20 protein-coding genes, 2 tRNA genes and 1 riboswitch are annotated in these 18618 nt (G+C 30.6%); of the genes, 18 read left to right on the plus strand and 4 right to left on the minus strand.

The window, feature by feature from the left end:
- The first annotated feature begins 4 nt into the window (after nt 1-4).
- From flhA to CLCY_RS10830, 12 genes are all read left to right on the plus strand, one after another.
- A complete protein-coding gene (gene flhA, locus CLCY_RS10775) occupies nt 5-2086 on the plus strand; it encodes a flagellar biosynthesis protein FlhA (RefSeq protein WP_152668153.1) in 2082 nt (693 codons plus the stop codon).
- Nucleotides 2083-3204, plus strand: coding sequence for a flagellar biosynthesis GTPase FlhF (flhF, locus tag CLCY_RS10780; RefSeq protein ID WP_048571130.1), 1122 nt, complete (start codon nt 2083-2085; stop codon nt 3202-3204). The genes flhA and flhF overlap by 4 nt, the downstream gene beginning before the upstream one ends.
- Nucleotides 3188-4045, plus strand: coding sequence for a MinD/ParA family protein (locus CLCY_RS10785; protein WP_048571131.1), 858 nt, complete (start codon nt 3188-3190; stop codon nt 4043-4045). The genes flhF and CLCY_RS10785 overlap by 17 nt, the downstream gene beginning before the upstream one ends.
- Before the next feature lie 2 nt (nt 4046-4047).
- Entirely contained in the window at nt 4048-4719 is a 672-nt protein-coding gene (locus CLCY_RS10790; protein ID WP_048571132.1) for a flagellar brake protein, read from the plus strand.
- A gap of 13 nt (nt 4720-4732) precedes the next feature.
- Nucleotides 4733-5464, plus strand: coding sequence for a FliA/WhiG family RNA polymerase sigma factor (locus tag CLCY_RS10795; protein WP_048571133.1), 732 nt, complete (start codon nt 4733-4735; stop codon nt 5462-5464).
- Between the two features lie 14 nt (nt 5465-5478).
- Nucleotides 5479-6039 carry a DUF6115 domain-containing protein gene (locus CLCY_RS10800; RefSeq protein WP_048571134.1) on the plus strand — a complete coding sequence of 187 codons (561 nt, stop codon included), beginning with the start codon at nt 5479-5481 and terminating at the stop codon, nt 6037-6039.
- A gap of 2 nt (nt 6040-6041) precedes the next feature.
- Nucleotides 6042-6251 (plus strand): hypothetical protein, encoded by a 210-nt coding sequence (locus tag CLCY_RS13850; protein ID WP_048571135.1) that lies wholly within the window; start codon nt 6042-6044, stop codon nt 6249-6251.
- Nucleotides 6244-6972 (plus strand): flagellar hook-basal body complex protein, encoded by a 729-nt coding sequence (locus tag CLCY_RS10810; RefSeq protein WP_048571136.1) that lies wholly within the window; start codon nt 6244-6246, stop codon nt 6970-6972. The genes CLCY_RS13850 and CLCY_RS10810 overlap by 8 nt, the downstream gene beginning before the upstream one ends.
- A gap of 32 nt (nt 6973-7004) precedes the next feature.
- Nucleotides 7005-7748 (plus strand): flagellar hook-basal body protein, encoded by a 744-nt coding sequence (locus CLCY_RS10815; RefSeq protein WP_048571137.1) that lies wholly within the window; start codon nt 7005-7007, stop codon nt 7746-7748.
- Between the two features lie 224 nt (nt 7749-7972).
- Complete coding sequence (locus CLCY_RS10820) at nt 7973-8437, plus strand: tetratricopeptide repeat protein (protein ID WP_048571138.1); 465 nt, start codon at nt 7973-7975, stop codon at nt 8435-8437.
- Nucleotides 8438-8494: 57 nt separating this feature from the next.
- Nucleotides 8495-9400 (plus strand): S66 peptidase family protein, encoded by a 906-nt coding sequence (locus tag CLCY_RS10825; protein ID WP_048571139.1) that lies wholly within the window; start codon nt 8495-8497, stop codon nt 9398-9400.
- A complete protein-coding gene (locus CLCY_RS10830; protein WP_048571140.1) occupies nt 9400-10569 on the plus strand; it encodes a M20 metallopeptidase family protein in 1170 nt (389 codons plus the stop codon). The genes CLCY_RS10825 and CLCY_RS10830 overlap by 1 nt, the downstream gene beginning before the upstream one ends.
- A gap of 244 nt (nt 10570-10813) precedes the next feature.
- Here CLCY_RS10830 and CLCY_RS10835 read toward each other — a convergent pair.
- Both CLCY_RS10835 and CLCY_RS10840 read right to left on the minus strand, forming a co-directional pair.
- Nucleotides 10814-10889 (minus strand) — tRNA-Phe (locus CLCY_RS10835).
- 5 nt (nt 10890-10894) lie between these two features.
- Nucleotides 10895-10969, minus strand: a tRNA-Glu gene (locus tag CLCY_RS10840).
- A gap of 87 nt (nt 10970-11056) precedes the next feature.
- Here CLCY_RS10840 and CLCY_RS10845 point away from each other — a divergent pair.
- The 3 genes from CLCY_RS10845 to CLCY_RS10855 all read left to right on the plus strand — a co-directional run bounded on the left by CLCY_RS10845 (nt 11057) and on the right by CLCY_RS10855 (nt 13994).
- A complete protein-coding gene (locus CLCY_RS10845; protein WP_048571141.1) occupies nt 11057-12448 on the plus strand; it encodes an MBL fold metallo-hydrolase in 1392 nt (463 codons plus the stop codon).
- A 120-nt stretch (nt 12449-12568) separates the two neighbouring features.
- A complete protein-coding gene (locus CLCY_RS10850) occupies nt 12569-13063 on the plus strand; it encodes a MerR family transcriptional regulator (protein WP_048571142.1) in 495 nt (164 codons plus the stop codon).
- A 70-nt stretch (nt 13064-13133) separates the two neighbouring features.
- Nucleotides 13134-13994 (plus strand): GNAT family N-acetyltransferase, encoded by an 861-nt coding sequence (locus CLCY_RS10855; RefSeq protein ID WP_048571143.1) that lies wholly within the window; start codon nt 13134-13136, stop codon nt 13992-13994.
- A gap of 11 nt (nt 13995-14005) precedes the next feature.
- Here CLCY_RS10855 and CLCY_RS10860 read toward each other — a convergent pair whose 3' ends face one another.
- Both CLCY_RS10860 and CLCY_RS13810 read right to left on the minus strand, forming a co-directional pair.
- Entirely contained in the window at nt 14006-15205 is a 1200-nt protein-coding gene (locus CLCY_RS10860) for a pyridoxal phosphate-dependent aminotransferase (RefSeq protein WP_048571144.1), read from the minus strand.
- Between the two features lie 63 nt (nt 15206-15268).
- Complete coding sequence (locus tag CLCY_RS13810) at nt 15269-15433, minus strand: hypothetical protein (RefSeq protein ID WP_161797126.1); 165 nt, start codon at nt 15431-15433, stop codon at nt 15269-15271.
- A gap of 477 nt (nt 15434-15910) precedes the next feature.
- Between CLCY_RS13810 and CLCY_RS13925 the strand changes: the two genes are divergently transcribed.
- The 3 genes from CLCY_RS13925 to CLCY_RS14020 all read left to right on the plus strand — a co-directional run bounded on the left by CLCY_RS13925 (nt 15911) and on the right by CLCY_RS14020 (nt 18607).
- Nucleotides 15911-16051 carry a hypothetical protein gene (locus CLCY_RS13925; RefSeq protein ID WP_200899976.1) on the plus strand — a complete coding sequence of 47 codons (141 nt, stop codon included), beginning with the start codon at nt 15911-15913 and terminating at the stop codon, nt 16049-16051.
- Nucleotides 16052-16240: 189 nt separating this feature from the next.
- Entirely contained in the window at nt 16241-17572 is a 1332-nt protein-coding gene (nox, locus tag CLCY_RS10865) for a H2O-forming NADH oxidase (RefSeq protein ID WP_048571145.1), read from the plus strand.
- Nucleotides 17573-17811: 239 nt separating this feature from the next.
- Nucleotides 17812-17895, plus strand: a riboswitch (cyclic di-GMP riboswitch).
- A gap of 19 nt (nt 17896-17914) precedes the next feature.
- The gene (locus tag CLCY_RS14020; RefSeq protein WP_048571146.1) at nt 17915-18607 is read left to right on the plus strand and encodes a hypothetical protein; all 693 of its coding nucleotides are present in this window, start codon (nt 17915-17917) and stop codon (nt 18605-18607) included.
- Nucleotides 18608-18618 lie beyond the last annotated feature (11 nt).

An 18618-nucleotide genomic window follows, 5' to 3' on the forward strand; every position in this document is an offset into this window, starting at 1 on the left:
TACAATGGCAAATACGTTATCTAAAAAGCTTTCAAAAAATGTAGATATATTTGTAACACTAGGTATTATAGCGATAGTTTTAATGATAATAATACCTCTTCCAGCATGGATGCTTGATATACTGCTAGCTTTTAATTTACTTATATCATTAATAGTATTATTAACTACTATGTTTACAAAAGAAATACTTGAGTTTTCAGTATTTCCAACCCTATTACTAGTAACTACATTGTTTAGAATAGGTCTTAACATATCATCAACAAGATTAATTCTTGGACAGGGTGAAGCTGGGGAGGTCATAGAGGCCTTTGGAAATTTCGTTGTTGGTGGTAACTACGTAGTTGGATTTATATTATTCATAATAATTATAATTGTACAGTTTGTTGTTATTACAAATGGTGCTGGTAGAGTATCAGAGGTTTCTGCAAGATTCACACTTGATGCTATGCCAGGAAAACAAATGAGTATTGACGCAGACCTTAGTGCAGGAATTATAAGTGAAGAGGAAGCAAAGGATAGAAGACTTAAAATGCAGCTTGAAGCAGACTTTTATGGTTCTATGGATGGGGCTAGTAAGTTTGTTAAGGGAGATGCTATAGCAGGTATAGCAATAGTAGCTATAAATCTTATAGGTGGAGTTATTATTGGAATGATTTTCATGAACCTTCCAGCAATGGAGTCACTTCAAAAGTTCGCACTGCTTACTATTGGAGATGGATTGGTTTCCCAGATACCAGCTCTTTTAATATCAACTTCATCAGGTATCTTAGTTACAAGATCTGCAAATGACAGAACACTTGGGAAAGAACTTTCAGAACAAATGACATCATATCCTAAGGTATTGATGATGGCAGGATCAATCATGGGAGTTTTAGGACTTATTCCAGCACTTCCAGGAGGAGTGTTTTTAAGTGTTTCAGCTATATGCATATTATCAGCATTTGCAATATATAAGAGTAAGAAATCCAAAGACCCATTATATAGTGCAGAATATGCAGCTGTTGATGGAGGACAAGGAGAAGAAGTTGCTGCATCAAGGGAACCAGAGAATGTGCTTACATTACTTAATGTAGAGCCACTTGAAATTGAAATAGGATATGGACTTATTCCACTTGCAGACCAAAGTTCAGGTGGAGACTTACTTGATAGAATTACAGGGGTCAGAAGGCAGTGTGCGGTTGAAATGGGGATTATAGTTCAGCCAATAAGAATAAGGGATAATCTTCAGCTTGCGACTAACGAATATTCTATTAAAGTAAAAAGTACGGTAATTGCAAAGGGTGAAATACTTTGTAACCACTACCTTGCAATAGATTCCTTTGGAGATGGCATACCGATAGATGGAATAACAACAGTAGAACCTACATTTGGCCTTCCAGCAGTATGGATTCCAGATACTAAAAAGGAAGAGGCAGAAATTATGGGAATAACAGTAGTCGATCCAACGACAGTACTTGTTACACATTTAGCTGAGGTAATTAAAAAGCATGCACACGAACTTTTAGGACGTCAGGAAGTTAAGATGTTAATTGACAATATTCAGGAAAGTTATAGTGCAGTTGTAGAAGAACTTATACCTAATCTCTTGACTATAGGTGATGTACAAAAGGTTCTTCAAAATCTTTTAAAGGAAAGAGTTCCAGTAAGAGATCTTGTAACTATTCTTGAATCTTTAGCTGATAATGCAATAACAACTAAAGATATAGAGTTATTAACAGAATACGCAAGATTTTCACTTGCAAGAACCATATGTAGAAGTCTTGTTGATGAAAATAATATAATAAGAGTTTCAGCTGTTGATATGAATTTAGAGCAAATAATAGGAGATAGTATACAAAAGTCATTCCAAGGATCATATCCTGCTCTAGATCCAGAATCAACTCAGAGAATATTTGAATCTATTACAAATAATCTTAACACTGTTGAATATTTTAATGGACAGCCAGTTTTACTTTGTTCTCCTAGAATAAGACCGGCGTTTAGAAAGTTAACTGAGATAGTATTTCCAAACATAACGATACTTTCTATGAATGAAATACCAACAGATGTACAAATAGAAACAATAGGGATGGTGTCAATTACGTGATCATTAGGAAGTACATTGTAAAAAATATGAATGAAGCTATGATTAAAATAAAAAATGATCTTGGAAGTGAAGCTACCATTGTTAGTAGCAAAAGAGTTAGAGTTTCTGGAGCGCTTGGTCTTTTTAAGAAAAAAATGATAGAGGTGACTGCAGCAGTAGATAAAGTACATCAAAAACCAGTGGTAGTAGATAAAAAACCTTCTGAATCTGTAGAGTCTTTTAAGGAAAGCAAAGTCGAGAAAGAGATTAATGAACTTAAAAAAATGATAGAAAACCTAGGAAGTAAAACAGCTAGTTCTTATCTAGAAGTTGCAGCTACCTTAACACATAATACTAAGTCTAAAACAATACAATATCTTAGTAGTAAAGGTGTAGATAATGAGCTCCTAGGAGAAATTGAAAGCAGTATTAAGCTTCTAATAGAAAGCTCTGATGAAGTTGTTAGAGATAATGATATTGAAAAAAGAGCGCTAGATAGCATAGTGAATTTAATAGACATAAGAGATGAAGAAGAGGAGAGGATTAAGGTCCTTATCGGACCTACAGGAGTTGGAAAAACAACAACCATTGCAAAGCTTGCTAGTATGTACACCTTATATAAGAGAAAAAAGGTAGGATTAATTACCTTAGATACTTATAGAATAGGGGCAGTAGAACAGCTAAAAACATATGCAGAAATATTAAATATACCATTTGAAGTTGTTATATCAAGCAAAGATGTAGAACAGGCCCTAGATAGAATGAGTAATTGTGATATCGTTCTTGTTGATACAACCGGAAGAAGTAGTAAAAATTTCATGCAGATATCAGAAATAAGAAATCTTGTTAAGGAGTTTAATCCTGACAGCATTCACCTTGTTCTTAGTGTGACAACAAAGGATAAAGATATGAAATCTATTATAGAAAATTATAGTACACTTAATTACCAAAGTATTATTTTAACAAAAGTAGATGAGACAGATGAGTATGGAGGTATATTGAATTCGCTTTATTATAGTAAAATGCCAATTGCGTATATATGTAATGGACAGGATGTGCCAGATGATATAGAAGTTCCAAGTAAAGATAAAATATACAATATAGTATTAGGAGATATGGAAAATGGACCAAGCCGCTAAACTTAGAGAATTAGTAGAAACAAAAGCAGAAAGAAATGAATCCTTTAGAGTTATTACAGTATCAAGTGGAAAAGGCGGTGTTGGTAAAAGTAATTTTGTTGTAAATTTAGCTGTGTTATTAGCTGAAAAGGGTAAAAGGGTTGCTATCCTTGATGCAGATTTTGGAATGGCTAATATAGATATTTTACTTGGAATAAATTCTCCATATAATATTTATGATATTTTGGAAAATGAAAAAAGTATGTTAGACATTATAGTTGAAACATCCGAGGGAATTAAAGTAATTCCAGGTGGATCAGGTATAAGTAAACTAGCTAATTTATCACCAGATGAAGAGAGTAAAATTGTTAAGGAATTTGAGAAATTAAGTGATATTGATATCCTTATTATAGATACTGGTGCAGGTGTTGGTAGAAATGTTATTAACTTTATAAAAATGGCAGATGATGTTATAATTATTACTAATAGCGAACCTACTTCTATAACAGATGCATATGGTCTAATAAAGGTTGCATCAAGTAGCACATTTGAGGATAAGTTAAGCATAATAGTGAATAGGACATCTGACTCAAAGGAGGCAAATGATACCTACAATAAACTTAGTACTACATCTAAAAAATTCTTAAAGATTAATCTTAATTACCTTGGATATATATTAGAGGATCATAATGTTAGCATGGCAGTTAGAAAGCAAGAATCATTTGTCAAATTATTTCCAAGGTCAAAGGCGACTAAATGTATAGATGTAATAAGTAGTAGAATATTAGGTGACTCAGGAAGTTATAAAAACTCTTCTGTAAAAAGCTATGTATCAAGATTATTTAGTTTGATGAGGGGATAGACATGAAAAATAAAAACAAGTTAAGAATTAACGAAAGAGTAGAATTTGTTGTAGAGGATGAAATATATAAAAGTACAATACAGGACATTATATCTGAAAATTCTATAGCTATAAGTGTTCCAGTAAATGGAGCGAAAAGTCATCTTCCACATATAAGGGCAAGTGTTGAATTCTTTGTATTTTTAAAAAATGAATATCATAACTACAAGGGTAAAATAGTTAATAGAATTATTGATGGAAACTTAAGACTTTTAATTATAGATGAACTAGAATATAAGGGGAAAATTCAAAGAAGAGAAGATTATAGAATACCTATATCTTTAGATGTTTCATATCTTCCAGTTAAAAAGGAAGTAGTTGAAAAGGGGATATCCAAAAAGATAATAGAACTTCTAGAGGATAAATTTAAATCTGCTAAAAGTATAGATATAAGTGCAGGCGGTATAAAATTGATTACAACTGAGGAAATTGAAGCAGGAACATACATAATAACTAGAATAAAATCTAACTTTATTGAAGATATCTCTACAGTGTGTAAGGTTATAAGGGTCGAAAAAGATTTGGATATGAAAATTTACAAAATGGGTTGTAGATTTGAGAATTTAGATAAATTAGATAAAGAAAAGATAGTAAGGTTTATATTTGAAAAATCTAGAGAGTTAATGAAAAGGTGATTTAGGAGGTAGTATGGTGAAGTGTTATACAAATGTTAATGAAAGAGAAGACATGATTGTAAAGTATATTCCTTATGTTAAATATATTGCTTCAAGGCTTATTTGTGGGAAGCCACCTGGGGTAGAACAGGAGGATTTAGTGAGCTTTGGTATAATAGGTTTAATAGATGCTATAGAAAAGTTTGATGTTTCAAAAGGGTTAAAGTTTGAAACATACGCAACTCTTAGAATAAGAGGGGCTATTATAGATGAACTTAGAAAAATTAGCTGGATATCTAAAAGTGCATTTTCCAAGCTATCACAATTAAATCAGGCAAGGGAAAATCTTGAAAATCAACTTAATAGAGAGCCTAATGATAAGGAAATTGCAGAATTTATGAGTATCACAGTGGAGGAAGTTCGAAATATTCAAACCTATGTAAATTATGTTTCTACTGTTTCATTAGACGAGGTTATTTTTAAGCTTGATGACGACGATATACAGTTTAAAAATATGCTTGAGGACGAGAAAAGTCCTCAACCTCAAAAGATACTTGAGGAAAATGAACAAATTGATATTTTGAAAGAGGCTATTAATATGCTTAATGATAAGGATAAGCTTGTATTAAACTTATATTACTATGAAAAGCTAACCTTAAAAGAGATAGGTAAGATACTAGAAATATCAGAGTCAAGAGTGTCTCAGCTACACAGCAGAGCAATAATCAGAGTTAGAGAAAATATGAAGAAACTAAAATATATATAAAAAGGTAAAAATTCATGATATACGTTATTTTAATAATTGGGCTAGCATTGATTTGTTTTTCGATTAATAGTATGAAAATTGGCAATATTACATCAGGTGACACCTTTGATAGTCTAGTAGATAATAATTCAAGTAACTTTTATGAAAAGGAAATTTTAAAAGCATATATTGAGATTGAAGATAAAGTTATAAAACTTGAACAAAGGATAGAGTCTTTGGAGGAAGAAATTCACATTAAAGATAAAGAATATGAGATTATCTACGAAAACTTTAAAAAAGGGACAAAACTTTATAACCTAAATGAACTAAAATTTGTTGAAGAGTTAGGTGTTGTAGAAAGTCAAAAAGATATTAATATGACTATTAATAGTGAAGAATATAGTGTATTAGGTAGTGATGATGAAGTAAGTGTGCATAAAAATGAAAGTCAAGTGGATGCTCAGAATACTATAAAGAATAAAGAAATACTTTTACTATATAATGAAGGAAGAAGTATAGAAGAAATTGCTTCTACTTTAAGAATAGGAAAGGGTGAGGTTTTATTAAGAATTGGATTACAAAAGAGAGAAAAATAGTATTGGTTAATATACTTGATAAGAAATTTATATTAGGTCTTGGAGTTGGACTTGTTGTTGCTACTATGATTATATCACTATTTCCTAAATCAACAATTTCTGATGTAAAAGTAGAAAAAAGAGCAAGGGATATGGGTATGAAGTATCCAGATGAAATAAAGGCATTTTTTAAAAATGATGAAAGCATAAAAGGAGAGAAGAAAAGTGATTAGAGGACTTTATAATGCAGCTACTTCCTTAATAACTAGACAAGTACAGCAAGAGAACCTAAGTAATAATATTTCTAATTTAAATACTCCAGGATATAAGAAAACAAATGTACTATTAAAAACATTTGATGATGTGTTAATTAATCGTAGAGAATCATATGCAGATAGGATTAATACTAGTAAGGTAATTGGTAGTATGAACTCTGGAGTAGGAGTTGACGGTATAAAAACCGACTATTCTCAAGGTATAATTACTAACACTGATAGGAAGTTAGATTTTGCAATTAATGATAATAAGTATATGTTTAGCGTAGTTAACAATAGTGGAGAAACTACTTTAACAAGGGATGGAAGATTTCAGGTTTCAGGAGAAGGATTTCTTGTAGATTCCCAGGGACGTAAAGTAATAGGTAGTAATGGAAGTCCGATAATGCTTACAAATAATCATCCTACTTTAGATGAAAATGGAATTATAGACAATTCAGTAGGAAGAGTAGGGTTTATGTTAACTGAAATAAATACAGATAATGGTGCTACTATCAGACAAGGTGGAGATTTAAAGTTAGTAAAGCAAGGATACATTGAAAATGCAAATATAGATGTTGCAGAGGTAATGACGGATCTTATAACTGTTTCAAGAAACTATGAGTCTAGTCAAAGAGTTTTTCAACAAATGGATGAGATTTTAGGTAAAGTAGTTAATGAAGTTGGTGTAGTTCGATAGTATTTTATAAGTATAATTAAGGTGGGATAAATATGTTATCAAGTATTTGGACAGGAAGAAGTGGACTTATTTCTCAACAGGCTAAAATGGATACAGTTTCTAATAATGTTGCAAATTCAAACACAATAGGATACAAAAAAATAGATGTTTCATTTAGTGAAACCCTAAAGGAAAACATTCGTCAAAGAAATGGTGTTCCCTTTACGAATAGTGATAATATGGCGCAAGGGACAGGAACTAAGGTATCTAAACCATTTAGAAATTCTAAAGAAGGTACATTTATTGATACAGGAAGAGATACTGATATAGCTATAAGTGGACAAGGGTATTTTAAGGTTCTAGATAATAGCGGGAATGCCTATTATACTAGAGATGGAAGTTTTTCCATAGATGTATTAGGCAACTTTGTACATAGTGCTTCAGGTATGAAGCTTGAAATTCAAAACTATAAAAAAGAAAATCTAAAGCAGCCTGTTTCAATTTCCCCAGATGGTAATATTACATCTGATGGACTTCAGGTAGGTAAAATTAATTTGTATGACTTTTCATATAAAAATGATATGTTATCTCAAGGTGATAATACATTTACTTCAGGGGAGAGACCAAAGGCACCAGAAGGAAAAATGATTCAAGGTTATGTTGAAGGATCAAACGTTGATATGGTAGAAGAACTTACAAATATGATCACTACACAAAGATCATATGAATTTAATTCTAGAAGTATAAAGGCTGCAGATGAAATGTGGCAACTTATTAATAACTTAAAAAGCAAATAATAGTTAAAAGTTAGAATATACTTTTAATATTTACATAAATTTTAATATAGTATGTGTAAGTACATATGTTGATTTTAAAACAAAAAATCAACATATGTACTTTTTATTTTAGATTATTATCATAAATAACTTTATCATAATTGATAATAAAAATAAACTATTAAAACTGAATAAAAGTTTTCTACTTGTCAAGAATTATAATAAAGGAAAATTTGGAGGTTATTATGCAAAAAGTAGAAAAAATTTTATCATATATTAAAGAAAATAAGGTATTCGAAGCTCAGAAAATGGTTATAAAATATTTTAAGGATAATCCGGGATTATTTTATTATTATTTAGGTTTAATTAATTTAAAGAAGGAAGATTATATGTCAGCTTTAGTATGTCTAAGAACTGCTAGAAAAAATGATATAAAAAGTCATCTTCTTTCATATAATATATCTATTTGCTATGTTAAACTTAATAAAAATGATTTAGCTAAGAAAGAATTAATAGAGACTATAAAAAAAGACCCTAAGTTCTTTAATGCATATACAAACCTTTGTAATTTATATCTTAAAGATAATAGTAGCAAAGAAGCTTATAGAACAATAAGGTATGGTCAGGCGTCTTTAAAGGATGATAAGGAAAAACTTAATAAGCTTATAGAAATAGAGAAGAACCTTTTCTCTAATGGATATATAAAGTAATAAAATATATATATTTCATATACTATTATAGTATAATCAATTATTAAGTGGTGAAATATGATAAAGCCTAAAGCTTTAAGTTTTAATGATGAAATAGGAATTATAGCTCCATCGGGTCCTTTTTTTAATTCAGATCAACTTGAAAAAAGTATAGATAAAATTAAAAAGATAGGTTTTAAACCAATTTTAGGTCGAAGTTGTTATGCAAAAGATGGGTTTTTAGCTGGTGGAGATGATGTAAGAGCGAAGGATATAAATATATTTTTTGACTCATCAAATATTAAAGCTATAGTAGCTCTAAGAGGTGGATATGGAGCTATGAGAATACTTGACAAGATAGATTACAAATCCATTAGGAAGAATCCTAAAATATTTGTTGGCTATAGTGATATAACTGCAATTCATAGTGCAATAAATAAGTATTCTAATTTAGTAACCTTCCATGGTCCTATGATATATTCAGACTTTTATAGAATGGATAAAGAAACCTTATCTTCTTTTTTGCACAATGTTATGGACATAAAATATACTCCGAAGTATGATCTTGAAGCAGTCGTAGAAGGTGATGTAAGTGGTAAAATCTTTGGTGGGAATCTTACTATCTTAACGTCTTTACTAGGTTCTAAATATCAAGTAAACTATAAGGACATAGTACTATTTTTGGAAGAAATTAATGAAGAACCCTATAAGGTAGATAGAATGCTTTATCAATTATATTTATCTGGGGCTTTTGAAAAAGTAAAAGGGGTAATTTTAGGGCAGTTTACATCATGTAATTCCTATGATAAGGAGAGAAGTTATTCTTTAGAATATGTACTTGAGGGCTTTTTTAAGAAGTATTCTATACCTTGCTATAAGGGGCTTAACATAGGACATGATGAAAGTAAAATTACTATTCCTTTAGGTGCTAGCTGTAAAATTATAGGCTCTAAGCTTATATTGACTGAAGGGGGAGTTAAGTAATGAAGGAGTATTTAGATTTATCTAGAAAACACTTTGAAAAGATGAAGAAAATAAGAAGATGTCTTCATAGTAATCCTGAAATAGATAGGGATTTACCATATACTTGTTCACTTGTTAAAGATGAACTAAACAGTTTAGACATCAATTACAAAACATTTGAAAACTCAGGTATAATTGGACAGATAGGATCAAGAAATGATAATATTATAGCCTTAAGAGCTGACATGGATGCTCTAGAGGTCGTAGATCTTAAGAATGTTGATTATAAATCTCAGAAAAATGGAATAATGCACGCATGTGGACATGATGCTCACACAGCTATTCAATTAGGTGCAGCTGCTATTTTAAAAGAACTTCAAGAAGACCTTAAAGGGTCTGTTAGATTAATATTTCAGCCTGCTGAAGAAACAGATGGTGGAGCTAAGGATATGATTGAATATGGGGCTCTTGAGGATGTTAATGCTGTAATAGGTCTTCATGTATGTGAGGCAATGAATACTGGAAATATTGGAATTAAAAAGGGGGTAGTAGCAGCAGCTTCTAACCCATTTAAAATAATAGTAAATGGTAAAGGATCCCATGGGGCTAGTCCTGCAAATGGAATAGATGCTATAGTTATAGCGTGTAAGGTAGTAGAAAATCTTCAAGTATTAGTTTCAAGGGAAACATCTGCAACAGATAGTGCGGTTATAACTGTTGGAAAGATTAAAGGTGGAACAGCACCTAATGCTGTTGCAAGTAAAGTTGAGATTGAAGGTATTATTAGAACTCTTGGAAATGATTTAAGACAAAAAACAGTAAGAAGAGTTAAAGAAGTTGCTGAATTTACCGCTAAAATGTATGGAGCTACTGTAGAAGTTCTAATAGAAGAAGGTTATCCATCCTATGATAATGATGATAATTTATTCTACTTTTTATCATCTAGCTTAAATAATAGTGATGAAGTAAAATATGTAGAACTTAATAAGCCTAGCATGGGTGTTGAGGATTTTGCATATTACTCTCAAAAGGTTCCATCACTATATTATAGGTTAGGGTGTAGAAGTGAAGATAAGGGTATTATACATCCTGCACATGGAAGTTATTTTGACATTGATGAGGAGTGTTTAATTTATGGTGCAGCTGTACAAGCTATGTGTGCAGTAGAGCTTCTAAAAGTTAATATGTAATTAAAGGGTAGTTTTTATTTAAAATTCTATACTAATATTTAATATATTTAGTATAGAATTTTACTTTTCAGTAAACACTTCATAGAGTTTTTAATCTATAATGTTGAATAATAAATATTGAAGTTACACAAAATAACAACTTTGAAGGGTTTTTACTTATTTAAATAGAATTATGTTACTTGTAAGCTAATATATATAATAAATGGTCAAAAAAGAAAAAAGAAGAGTAAACTATTACTCTTCTTGGTGGCCAAAGCCGGAATCGAACCAGCGACACGGGGATTTTCAGTCCCCTGCTCTACCGACTGAGCTATTTGGCCTTATATGGTGACCCCTAGGGGAATCGAACCCCTGTTACCACCGTGAAAGGGTGGTGTCTTAACCGCTTGACCAAGGGGCCATGCCCTTGCTACGAATATTAGTTTACCAAAAAAATCGAAATATGTCAACAACAAATATAAATATTTTTTAAAGGTGGTTTAACTTAATGAAATTAAAGTTTTGTGGAGCATCTAAAATGGTTACAGGATCATGCTATTATATAGAGGCTATGGGAAGAAAGTTTCTTATAGACTGTGGTCTCTTTCATGGTGAAGAAGAAGAAAAAAATAAAGAAAGATTTCCTTTTAACCCAAATGAGCTTGACTTTGTAATATTAACCCATGCACATATTGATCATTCAGGAAGAATTCCGCTTCTTTATAAAAGAGGCTTTAAAGGGACAATATACTGTACTCAAGCTACAGGTGATTTAATTAAGATAATGCTTAGGGATAGTGCACATATTCAGATTTCAGAAACAGAATGGGAAAATAAAAAAAGGCAACAAAAGAAGCTAGACTTAGTTGAGCCGCTTTATGATTTTGATGATGTTGAATTAGCACTAGAGAATGTTCATACAATTCCATATAATTATATTTTTAAAATTGATAGTAATATACATATTAATCTTAAGGATGCAGGACATCTTTTAGGTTCTAGCATAGTTGAACTTTTTGTACATGATAGAAAAGTAAACAAGAAGGTAGTATTTACTGGGGATCTTGGTAATCTTAACATACCTATAATAAAGGATCATGAATATATAAATGAAGCAGACTATTTGATTGTAGAATCTACCTATGGAAATAGACTACACAAACCAATTGAAGAAAGTAACTCTTTATATAACATAATTGTAGATACAATACAAAGAGGAGGAAATGTAATAATTCCATCTTTTGCTGTTGGTAGAACACAGGAACTATTATATATACTTAATAATTATATAGATATTGAGAAAAGAAGTAGACTTCAGGATGTAGATATATATGTAGATAGTCCTTTAGCCACAGCTGCAACAGAGATATTTAGAGAACATATGGAGTGTTTTGATGAAGAAACTCTTAAAAAATTAGACATAGATAATTTCCCTCTTGATTTTAATAACTTAACCTTTACATCTTCTAAGGAAGCTTCTATAAGACTAGCTTATAAAAAGGGTGTGGTTATTATATCTTCAAGTGGGATGTGTGATGCTGGTAGAATTAAGCATCACTTAAAGAGTAACATTGAGGATGAAAATAGTAGCATTGTTTTTGTAGGATATCAAGCTAGTGGAACACTTGGAAGAAGAATTTTAGATGGAGAAAAAAGGGTTAAAATATTTGGTGAAAGTCTTAATGTTAAGGCAAAGATTCATGAGTTCCCTGGGCTTTCAGGACACGCTGATATGGATGGTTTAATACATTGGATTAAAAGTATAAAAGATGGCGTAAGAGGAAAAATATTTCTAACACATGGAGATGTTGATGCAATAGATAATCTTTCACGTGAAATTAAACAAGTGACATCTGCAGATATTGTTAAGCCTAGTATCTTTGAGGAATATAAGCTGTAAAAAAGGTTGAAAAATTCGAAAAAGTGATTTTACTCACGAATTAAACTTAAATTAAACGACAATTTTTATCAAGGGAAATGATTAAAGGGTATAGAATAGTATATCATGAGGTGATATATTATGGAAAAAAATATTTACTCTTTTAAGGAAGCTTGTAATAAAACAGGGTATAAAGCGTCAGCTATAAGATATTATGAAAAGGAGTTTTATCTTAATATTCCAAGGGATAATAACTCAAGAAGGGTTTTTACTAAAAAGGAATTGGATACACTTTTTTTCATAAAAGACCTTCAGGAAAAGGGATATTCTAATACTCAAATAAAAAAATTGATGGAAAATGAAGAGGTTAGGGAAGAGATTGCAGCTACTACAGGTTCACTTGAAGTTGATTTCGTAAAGGGACTTGAGGAAAAACTTCAAGAAATAAATAAGTCCCTTTGCGAATTAAGTGAAAATGTAAGTTCTAAGGAAAGAGACTTAATTATAAGTGAAAATATGAAGCTTAAGATGGAGAATAAGCAAAAAGCTTATGAAATAATTCAACTTAAAGAGAAGTTAAAATATGAATCTAATAAGAAACAAGGTTTTTTTTCAAGGATATTTGGAAAAAAGTAATAAGTGCTTCAACTTAAAGGATATGTAAAGTATAATATAAATATATAATAATAAAAAACTAGGGGTAGAAATGTTAGAATTTAGTACATTAAAGTTTAAAGACATTCAATCAGTAAAAAATATAATGTTTGATAAAAAGGCATGTTTAAGTCCTTTTTACAGTCAAAATAAAAAAAGTATAACTTACTTTACAATAATTAAGGGGGTTTATATTGCTACAAAGGATGATAGGGAGGTTGGAGTCCTTATAATAGATAGCAATCTAAGAGAATTTTACTTTTATCCAGTGTATCCAGTGTCAGAGGCTATAGGTTTTTTAGAATTCATTAATTCTTTAGATGAAAGGTTTGAACTTAGTGGATATACATTTAGCTTTAATTGCAAGAATATTGAGTACCTTAAAGAATCTGAAGATGAGTATGACACTATAAGTAGTATAAAGTTTATGTTTTGCAATCTTAAAGAATTTGCAATAGAACTTAAGGATAAAACTATAGACAATAAGGGGTTATCTATCAGAAAATATACTGTCAAAAAGGATGAGGAGATTCGTGTAGGACTGCAAAATCAAATATTCAGCAATGTAAAGGGAAGAACAGAATTAACTCTTAAAGATGTCATTATGGAGGAATATAGCCCAAAGTTTATAGATGACTTATGCTTTATATTAGAGGAAAAAGGTGAGCCTATAGGATATGGTCAAATAATAAACTTAAATGATGTATATTATCTTGTTAATTTTGGAATTATACCTAGTGCCCGTAAAAAGGGATATGCGAGAAACTTTTTAACATATATAATGCTTATGGGGTATAAAAAAGGAATAGAAAATCTGGAGCTTACAGTGGACAATCATAATTATCCAGCTATTAACTTATATAGGTCCCAAGGGTTTATAGAAATAAAAAATACTGTAAAAATAAAGCTTTAAAGTATTATACTTTAAAGCTTTATTTTTATATATTCTTTTAATCCATTTTCCAGTATAGTCATAGCTTTTTTTAAATTTTCACAGTTTATGCAATAAGATATTCTAACTTCATCTTTTCCAAGACCATCAGTTGCATAAAATCCTGCAGCAGGAGCTAGCATTACTGTTTCTCCATTAATAGAGTAGTCTGTAAGAAGCCATTTGATAAAGTCTTCTGAATCATTAATAGGAAGCTTAGCTATAACATAAAAAGCACCTGTTGGTTTTTCACATATAACTCCTTCCATATTTGAAAGAGCAGAGTAAACTAAATTTCTTCTGCATTCATATTCATTTCTTACCTCTGTAAAATAGGAATCCTCTACATTAATAAGCTTTGCTACAGCTATCTGTTCTATAGTTGGTACACAAAGTCTTGATTGACATAGTTTAAGAATGTTTTCAATGATATCACGGTTTTTGCTAGCAACAAGTCCAACCCTTGCTCCACATGCACTATAACGTTTAGATATGCTATCTATTAGAATAATTCTATCCTCATAACCTTTCATATGCATGAAGCTTGTAAATTCTAGTCCATCATATACAAATTCTCTATATACCTCATCCGCAATAATAAAAAGGTCATAATCATTAGCGATTTTGCATAAAAGCTTAACCTCATCTACAGTATAAACCACTCCAGTAGGATTACCAGGGTTGGATATTACAATAGCACGAGTTTTTGAATTAATTGAAGAACATATGATGTCTTCATCTGGAAGTCTAAATCCATTTTCAGCTTTCGTTATAAATGAAGAAACATCTACACCTGCTGATTCTGCAAAACCATTATAATTAGTATAGAATGGTTCAGGCATAAGTACGTTATCCCCATAATCAGCTACTGCCATAATAGCAAATAAAATAGCTTCACTTCCCCCATTAGTGACAAGTATATCCTCATTATTAAATTCTATATTCCACTTTTTATAATACTCAACGAAACTGTCTAAAGTTTCTTTAACACCTTGAGACTCAGAATATTTTAATACACTTTCATCATACTCCTTAAAAGCGTCTAGAAACACTCTAGGAGTTTTTACATCAGGTTGTCCTATATTCAAATGATGAACCTTAATTCCTCTTGACTCTGCATCAATTGCTAAGGGAGCTAACTTTCTAATAGGTGATGCTTGCATGTTGAGTATTCTAGATGATACCTTTGGCATAAAATCCCCCCGTAATTATTTTGAATAGACAATATTGTAACACTTTGTCTATATAAAAACAAATTATTTGAACTTCTTAAAAATATTATGATGTATATTACCGTAGAAGCCATGTCCCTTAAAATAAACATGATCTAGACCTATATTAAAGTATTGTCTGTCTGATATATCAGATCTAAGACTTCCTTTCCTACTATTGTCATCAGTTGTATTTTTAGCATCATACATTTATTATCACCTCCTATGTTACCCATAGTATTAGCAATAATAAATAATAAAATTCCTAGCTAAAGTATTATTAAAATCTACGATAAATAATTTTAGTTTTCCTACATACATTATTCCATAAATATGTATAAACTTTAAGTACCACATGGAAAGTATTTTTTCATAAAAGTGGCATTAGAATTTATTCATAAATAAAATTTAACACTAAAAAGAACCTATTTTCAAGAAAAAAGTAATAATAATTTAGAAATTTAAAAAAGCATAAGGAGAATTAGAAAATTAGTATCAGATGTTCATTAGAAAGTAATATTTTAATAGGTAATAACATAAGTGATAATATGTGTATATTGAAACTACATAATTTGTTAATTGAAACATTTTATAATAAAAGTTTAACACTATAGTAAAATGGTAATAATATCAATAAAATTAATAATTTAAGATTAAAAATATAAAAAACTTAGGAAGTGATAGATAATGGTAATGCAATCACTTGTTTATATGCTAGTTAAGAAAATTGAATCAGGTGAAATAAATCCAGTTACTGGACAAAGTTTTAGTATAGAAGACATTATGGTAAAGGAATATAGGGATGAAGTAAGTAAGATTCTTAGATAAAGGTTTAATTAAAATATATTTATAATATTTTAATTACCCTTTTTCTTAGTTTTTAAGGAATTTGTGAAAAAATTATTAAAAACTAATTGAAAATAATTCCGAATTAGGATAAAATGATTATAGAACTTAATAGTTAATAGATAATATTTATTAAATGATATTTATTTTGAAAGGTTAGGGAGGAATATTATGGCTAAGATTATAGTTGTAGGTGCAAACCATGCGGGAACAGCGGCAATTAATACAATTCTTGATAACTATAAGGGGAACGAGGTTGTTGTATTTGATAGAAACTCTAATATAAGTTTTTTAGGTTGCGGAATGGCGCTATGGATAGGTGAACAAATCCCAGGTCCTTCAGGTCTTTTCTATTCTTCAAAGGAAAAACTTGAAGAAAAAGGTGCCAAAATTTTCATGGAAACTGAAGTTGAAAATATAGACTTTGATAATAAAACTGTATATGCAATGAAGAAAGACGGAACAAAAATCGAAGAAAGTTATGATAAGTTAATACTTGCAACAGGTTCATTACCTATTCGTCCCAATATACCTGGAACGGAACTAGAAAATGTACAATTTGTAAAGCTTTATCAAGATGCAGAGGCTTGTGTTACAAAGCTTAAAGATGATGAAATTAAAAACGTAGCAGTAGTAGGTGCTGGATACATTGGTGTTGAACTTGCAGAAGCCTTTGAAAGAAAAGGAAAAAATGTTACGTTGATTGATTGTTCAGATACTTGTCTTTCAAAGTACTACGATTCAGAATTTACAGAACTTATGAAGGATAATCTTGAAAGTCATGGTATTAAACTTGCCTTTGGTGAAATGGTAAAGGAAATCAAGGGAGATAAAAGAGTAGAATCTATTGTTACTGATAAAGCAGAATACCCAGCAGATATGGTAGTACTTGCAATAGGATTTAAGCCTAATAATGCAATTGGTAAGGATAAACTGAAACTATATAAGGATGGTCCATACTTAGTAGATAGAAACCAACAAACAAGTATAAGTGGTGTTTATGCTATTGGTGACTGTGCAACTGTATATGATAATTCTATTGAGGATGTAAATTATATTGCTCTTGCCACTAATGCTGTGCGTTCAGGTGTTGTTGCAGGACATAATATTTGTGGCACAGATCTTCAATCTATAGGGGTTCAAGGTTCTAATGGTATATGTATTTATGATCTTAAAATGGTATCTACAGGTTTAACTGAAGAAATGGCAAGAAACAATGGGTTTGATGTTTCTTATACAGATTATGAAGATCTTCAAAAACCTGGATTTATTGAAAAAAATGAAAAGGTTAAAATTAGAATAACCTATGATAAGAAAACGAGAAGAGTACTTGGTGCACAAATAGCATCAAAGCATGATATTTCTATGGCTATTCATATGTTTTCTCTTGCAATTCAAGAAAAAGTAACTATTGATAAGCTAAAACTTATTGATATCTTTTTCTTACCTCACTTTAATCAGCCATATAATTACATTAATATGGCTGCACTTTCTGCTAAGTAAGCAAAGTATAACAAAAAAGGAGTTATCAAAGGATGTTTTTTATATCATCAAGGAGATAACTCCTTTTTCTTATTGAAACATCTATTTTTATATGGTAAAAACTAAATATTTATTACATAAAGGCTATAAATGGGAAGAATTATCGATAATATTATAGAGAAAATGTTATTTTGTAATTATTTTAATTTCATGACTATTTATATATAAAATCTATACTATTACAAAAAAATGGTGTATTATATAAATAAAGGTACAACCGGGGAAACCCGGTGTCACAAAGCTATCGGGGCTAAGGATTCTTTCTATGCCAGCCAGCTGCCCTTATAAAAAGGAGGAAAAAAAATGAACAAAAAATTTATTTCAAAAGTTTTAGCAGGTGTACTTGTTATTTCAGTAATTTGTGGATCACCAGCTATTGCAAGTGCAAAAAGCTCAAGCAAAGTAAAGGTAGAAGATAAACAAAAGAAGCAAACTACTAAGCCTACTGCTAAAGAAACTACAAAGAAAACTGAAAAAAAGAAACAAATTGTTATTAAGTCAAAGGAAGGAAAGTCAATCGAAAAGCGTTTAGCTTCTATAGAGTCTACAATTAATGGTATTACGAAGTCTATAAACCAATACTTTAATGTAAATGAAGAAGGAAAAACAGAAATAGAAGTTACTGAGAAGACTTCATCTTCTAAATATAACAGTTATAAAGGAAAACTTAATGCAGAAATCAATAAGCTTCGTGCAATTGATAAACAGTTAGCAAATTATAAGAAGAAATATAAATCAAGTTCTGCTGAATTTGAAGCGCTAGCTACAAAGTCAAAGGAACTTCAAAAATTAGCTTCAGATGAAATTAAACGTGTAAAAGCATTAGCAATTGAGGCTTCTACACCAAAGGAAGAGGATAATACTACTCCAACAACGGACCCGGCTCCAACAACGGACCCAGCTCCAACAACGGACCCAGCTCCAACAACGGACCCGGCTCCAACAACGGACCCGGCTCCAACAACGGATCCGGCTCTGTCTCTTATACACATCTGACGCTGCCGACG

The organism is Clostridium cylindrosporum DSM 605 (genome assembly GCF_001047375.1).
In the GTDB taxonomy this organism is placed as follows: Bacteria; Bacillota; Clostridia; order Clostridiales; family Caloramatoraceae; genus Clostridium_AB; species Clostridium_AB cylindrosporum.